The organism is Desulfonatronospira sp., from assembly GCA_003563255.1.
Classification (GTDB): Bacteria; Desulfobacterota; Desulfovibrionia; order Desulfovibrionales; family Desulfonatronovibrionaceae; genus Desulfonatronospira.
Map to the genome: position 1 here is coordinate 1 of PWSL01000299.1, position 5576 is coordinate 5576.

4 protein-coding genes are annotated in these 5576 nt (G+C 49.2%); 3 read left to right on the plus strand and 1 reads right to left on the minus strand.

Annotated features, from left to right (window positions below; all coding sequences use genetic code 11):
• Nucleotides 1-149: 149 nt before the first annotated feature.
• From glgB to QZP87_RS08935, 3 genes are read left to right on the plus strand one after another with little or no spacing between them, the layout of a single operon-like run.
• The gene (gene glgB, locus QZP87_RS08925; RefSeq protein ID WP_291322572.1) at nucleotides 150-2036 is read left to right on the plus strand and encodes a 1,4-alpha-glucan branching protein GlgB; all 1887 of its coding nucleotides are present in this window, start codon (nucleotides 150-152) and stop codon (nucleotides 2034-2036) included.
• Entirely contained in the window at nucleotides 2033-3571 is a 1539-nt protein-coding gene (gene malQ / locus QZP87_RS08930; RefSeq protein WP_291322573.1) for a 4-alpha-glucanotransferase, read from the plus strand. Before glgB ends, malQ begins: the two co-directional genes overlap by 4 nt.
• Before the next feature lie 28 nt (nucleotides 3572-3599).
• The gene (locus QZP87_RS08935; protein WP_291322574.1) at nucleotides 3600-4637 is read left to right on the plus strand and encodes a hypothetical protein; all 1038 of its coding nucleotides are present in this window, start codon (nucleotides 3600-3602) and stop codon (nucleotides 4635-4637) included.
• Here the strand turns inward: QZP87_RS08935 and QZP87_RS08940 are convergent.
• Nucleotides 4634-5419, minus strand: a complete 786-nt coding sequence (locus QZP87_RS08940; protein WP_291322575.1) for a hypothetical protein — start codon at nucleotides 5417-5419, stop codon at nucleotides 4634-4636. The two genes, QZP87_RS08935 and QZP87_RS08940, sit on opposite strands and share 4 nt — an antisense overlap.
• Nucleotides 5420-5576: the final 157 nt, after the last annotated feature.

Sequence of the window (5576 nt, forward strand, 5' to 3'; positions counted from 1 at the left end):
CCCATACTTTCTTCCTAAGGGAGGGGAGTTTACGCCGTGCGCGTGATCCTATCTAGAGGGGCAGGGTGTCAGTAAAAGTTACCAACATGTTTGTTTGAAATTTGTACTAAGCGCCTAATCACATCAAATTGGAGAAATCAACAATCAGTATGTTTACAGAACAGGATATTTATCTATTCAAGCAGGGTCGACATTTTCGCCTGTACCAGCACCTGGGAGCCCAGGCCGTAATGCACGGTGGAGTGCGGGGAACCTATTTCGGAGTCTGGGCACCCAATGCTGAGGCTGTTAGCGTTATCGGTGATTTTAATTACTGGGACAATGAAACTCATCAGCTCAACGTCCGGGGGGACGGTTCTGGAATCTGGGAGGGTTTTATCCCGGAGGCCATGCCCGGACAGAAATACAAGTACCACATCCGTTCCAGATTTCACGGATACCGGGTGGACAAGGGAGACCCCTTTGGGTTTTTCTGGGAGACCGCGCCCAGTACCGCCTCCATCATCTGGCAGATGGATTACAGCTGGGGAGATGGGGATTGGATGGACAGGCGACACGAAATAAACAGGCAGGACAAACCGCTCAGTATCTACGAAATGCACCTGGGTTCATGGGTCCGGGACCCTGGTAACCCCGAACGGCTGCTTGGATACCGGGAACTCGCGGAAAGACTTCCAGGCTATCTTCAGGATATGGGATTCACCCATGTAGAATTCATGCCTGTAGCTGAACATCCCTTTTACGGATCCTGGGGGTACCAGATACTCGGGTTTTTCGCCCCAACCAGCCGCTACGGAACACCGCAGGATTTCATGTACCTGATAGATACCCTGCACCAGCACGGTATAGGTGTCATACTGGACTGGGTGCCCTCCCACTTTCCCACCGACGAAGTAGGGCTGGGTTACTTCGATGGAACCCACCTCTACGAGCATATGGACCAGCGCAAGGGCTTTCATCCCGAATGGAAGAGCTATATCTTCAATTACGGTCGCAACGAAGTGGTCAACTTTCTCATCAGCAATGCCATGTTCTGGCTGGATTATTACCATATTGACGGACTGCGCCTGGATGCTGTAGCTTCTATGCTTTACCTTGATTACGCCCGCAACCAGGGAGAATGGGAACCCAACGAATTCGGCGGCAATGAAAACCTTGACGCAATCAGTTTTCTAAAAGCCCTGAACAGCGAGGTTTACCGCTCTTATCCGGATGTACAGACCTTTGCCGAGGAATCCACTTCCTGGCCCATGGTATCCCGGCCGACATATCTGGGTGGCCTGGGATTCGGGTATAAGTGGAACATGGGCTGGATGAACGACACTCTGAGTTACATGAGCAAAGAATCAGTACACCGCAAATATCACCATAACCAGATGACCTTCAGTATCTGGTACGCCTTTACCGAAAATTTTGTTTTGCCTCTGTCCCATGATGAAGTGGTGCACCTCAAAGGCTCCCTGGTCAAGAAAATGCCCGGGGACGACTGGCAGAAGCTCGCCAACCTGCGTCTTTTGCTGGGATATATGTACGCCCATCCTGGAAAAAAACTTCTTTTCATGGGGTCTGAACTGGCCCAGTGGGTGGAATGGGACCACGACAAAAGCCTGGACTGGCATCTTCTGCAGTTTGATAGACATCAGCAGATCCAGCAATGGCTGCGTGAAGTCAATGCTTTATACCGAAGCCGACCCCAGCTTTACGAACTGGATTTTGATCCCAGAGGTTTTTCCTGGATAGACTGCACTGATGCCGACAACAGCGTGCTGTCTTTTATCCGCATGGATAAAAACCGGACTGCTCTGGCCATGGCAGCCAACTTCACTCCTGTACCCAGGCATGAATACATACTGGGCCTGCCTGGAGCCGGGCCCTGGAAAGAAGTACTGAACAGCGACGATTCCAGGTTCGGAGGTTCGCACCAGGTAAATCCGGATATTTATCACGCCGAGGCTGTTCCTTCCCATGGTTTTTCCCACCGCCTGCACCTGACCCTGCCCCCGCTGGGAATCATATTCCTGGAGCAGACCGCATGAAAAGACTAAGCGGAATACTACTGCATATCTCTTCGCTTCAAGGTCCTTACGGGGTGGGAGATCTGGGCCCTGGAGCCTACAGGTTTGTGGATTTTCTAGCCGACAGCAGGCAGAAAATGTGGCAGATCCTGCCCCTGAATCCAACAACTCCAGGTACCGGTAATTCACCCTATTCCAGCTACAGTGCCTTTGCCGGCAACACCCTTTTTATCGATCCGGAGAATCTCAGAGATAGAGGTCTTATAGATCCCGACGATATAAACAACTTGCCCGCTTTTCCAGAACATCGCACTGACTACGACCAGGCCGGAGAGTTCAAAACCGGACTGTTACACAAGGCCTTTGAGCGCAGCAGACATAACCTGACAAATGGATCCAGATTTGAGCTTTTCTGCCGCAACCATGCTTTCTGGCTGGATGATTTTGCCCTTTTTATTTCCCTGAAAAATTATTTCAACGGCGCTCCCTGGTTTAAATGGCCGACACAAATTAAGCATCGCCGACCGGAAGCCATGGAAGAGTTCCGTAAATCACTTTCTGATAATATTCAGAGGGAAAAGTTCTTTCAGTATCTTTTTTTCAGCCAGTGGCAGAAACTTAAAACCTACGCAAACAACAGGAATATCATTATTTTTGGAGATCTGCCCATATATGTCAGTCGTGACAGCTGTGATGTCTGGTCCAATCCGCAGCTGTTTCTTCTGGACCAGGATAAAAACCCCACTTATGTGGCAGGAGCACCTCCGGATTATTTCAGTGAAACAGGTCAGCTATGGGGAAATCCCATTTACGACTGGAATCAATGCCGCCTGGAAAATTACCAGTGGTGGATCAAGCGCATACAACAGAACCTGGTAATGTTCGATTTTTTGAGATTTGATCATTTCCGGGGATTTGCATCCTACTGGAGTATACCGGCCGGATCCAGGACAGCAAAAGAAGGAAAATGGGAGACAGGTCCCGGGGATCACTTCTGGTCCGCCCTGACCAGTGAGATATCTCCGGCCCACTTTGTAGCTGAAGATCTGGGCTATATCACCCCTGATGTGCTGGAATTACGGGATAGATACGGTCTGCCGGGAATGAAGATCCTGCAGTTCGCCTTCGGCAGCGACATGCCTACCAATCCTTATATTCCGCACAATCATGTCCCCAACTGCGTTGTCTATCCCGGCACCCATGACAACAACACCGTCAGAGGCTGGTTTGACAGCGAACTGGATGCTGAGGCCTTAACCAGGCTGAAGGAATATACCGGGCGGGACCTTCATTCACAAAACATCGCCCGGGAGATGATCCGCATGGCCATGTCTTCAACAGCCTGTTACTGTGTGCTGCCGATGCAGGATATTCTGGGCCTGGACGGACGTTTTCGCATGAACACTCCGGCCGTTGCCAGGGGCAACTGGGAATGGAGGTTAAAAAATGGAGAAATTAACATTGAAATCAAAGATTTTTTGCTCTACTTTACAAATCTCTACGGAAGAGATAAACACGAAGCTGATGTAGCTGATTCAACATCCCGGGATCAATAAGCTTGATAAACAGAGGGGGGAAATAAAAATGAACGTATTGAGATTAATATTTTTGTTGCTGGTTTTTGGCGCTGTCATGCTGGGCCTGAGTCAAAACACCGAAACCCTTGGGCTCAAGTCCCCTCTGGAGCTTGACTTGTGGATCTGGCACCTCAAATCCCCTGAAATGGCCATGTACGTCTTTATATTCCTCTGTTTTATTCTGGGCGTCATTTTTGGAGTGATTACCTTTTTTCCAGCCAATAAAGAAGTCAGACAGCAATTGAAAATAATGCGTAATAAACTCAGGCTGGTTCAGGAAGATTTCAGGACCGCCGAACTGGAACGTGCCAGGGAGATAATGAAGCGTCAGGAAAAGGTCGCTCCTGAAGAGGAGGCCTTCAGGGAGGAGGTTGTCAGCAAAGCCTCATTCCGGGCCTGGGGCAAGGCAGCCATGGCAGGCTGTGTATTGCTGTTCGTGATTCTTGTTGCACTCTACTACTATGGACACACCGAGTTTGAAAAAGTTCATGAACAGGCTGCCCAGTCAGAAGAAAATATCACCAGGATGATTGAGGATACCAGGAGCAGTCATGAAACTCTGGACCAGGACTTCAGGGCCGCGGATGATAAGCTTGAACAACTGGACCAGGACTTCAGGACCGCGGATACCAAGCTGAACGAACTCAGCCGGGACTTCAGGGTGGCGGCCGATAAACTGGAAACCCTGGACCAGGACTTCAGGGTGGCTGAAACAAAACTGGAAACCCTGGACCAGGACTTCAGGGTGGCTGAAACAAAACTGGACGAACTGGCCCGGGATTTCAGAGAAGAGACCGCTGAACTGCGGGAAACCACTGGCAGCATGCAGGAGATGCTCGATAAGCACTCCAGCGAAATCAGTGAATTGCAGCTTATCCCGGAGGAGACCAGAGAGTTTTTGACAATAATGCAGCTGGAGCAGTATCTTCAGACCCTGGAATACCTGGAAAAAAGTGCTGATACCGAAGCAGGCAGGCAGCTTCTACAGGAGGCCGCCGATAATATCAGGGAAGCCCTGCAGCACTACCGGGACAGTTCAGATTAATCCTGAATCGACAGGTACTTAAGCCTTGCATTAACCGCTTCTGGATTGGGATGGATCTCTTTTATTTTTTTTAGAATTTCACCGGCCAGACCAGATTCATTCCTTTCCAGAAGAACCTCCGCCTGAAGAATACCGGCCATAGCCAGGTAATCATTCCCGGCATCAATACTCAAGGCTCTGGCCAGACTGATTTCAGCCTGATCCAGAAAGCCTTCCAGGTAATAAGACTTGCCCCGGGTGTAGTGAATCCTGGAACATAAATCCGCATCAATATCCCCTGAGCAATCTTTAAATTCCATTAATATTTCACGGGCTTCACGAAACTCACCCAGGCTGATGGCAACACCTGCATATTTCAATGACGACTGTTTTTTATCTCGAACCGTGGGAGCAAGCATTATACTTGTATTCCAGGCCCGAAGACTTTCCCTGGGTTTCCCAAGCCTATAGTAGACTTCAGCTGATCTTGAGCTGATAACCCATAATTTATCCTGGTCCTGATGGTATTCCATCTGCATGGCTTTTAATATATCCAGAGCACCGTAAAGATCCCTGAATACATCCATCCTTAAACTTAAAAGCCTGTTCCAGGCTGCATATCTTTTTGTGCCGTATTCATTTTTATCCAGGTATTCCAGGTACAGCATTCTGGCTTGGTTGAACCGCCCTGTAGCGAAATATTTTTCAGCTTCATTAAAGACGGCATCTTCTTCCTTTTCAAGGCATCCAGAAATCAGCAACAATACCAGTCCCAAAAAAAATATTCCAAGCAATATTTTCATATCAAAGCTTCCCAGGCCTGGGGACTGTCCCACGCTAAGTACTCACTATGCGGGTTCCCATAACCTTGCGTTTGACATTTTTTATTTTTGCAGGAAAGGTGTCGCGGGGACTGTCCCCGGGCCGGTTCCGGCCAACCCCCTGAATGTTTACGACAGA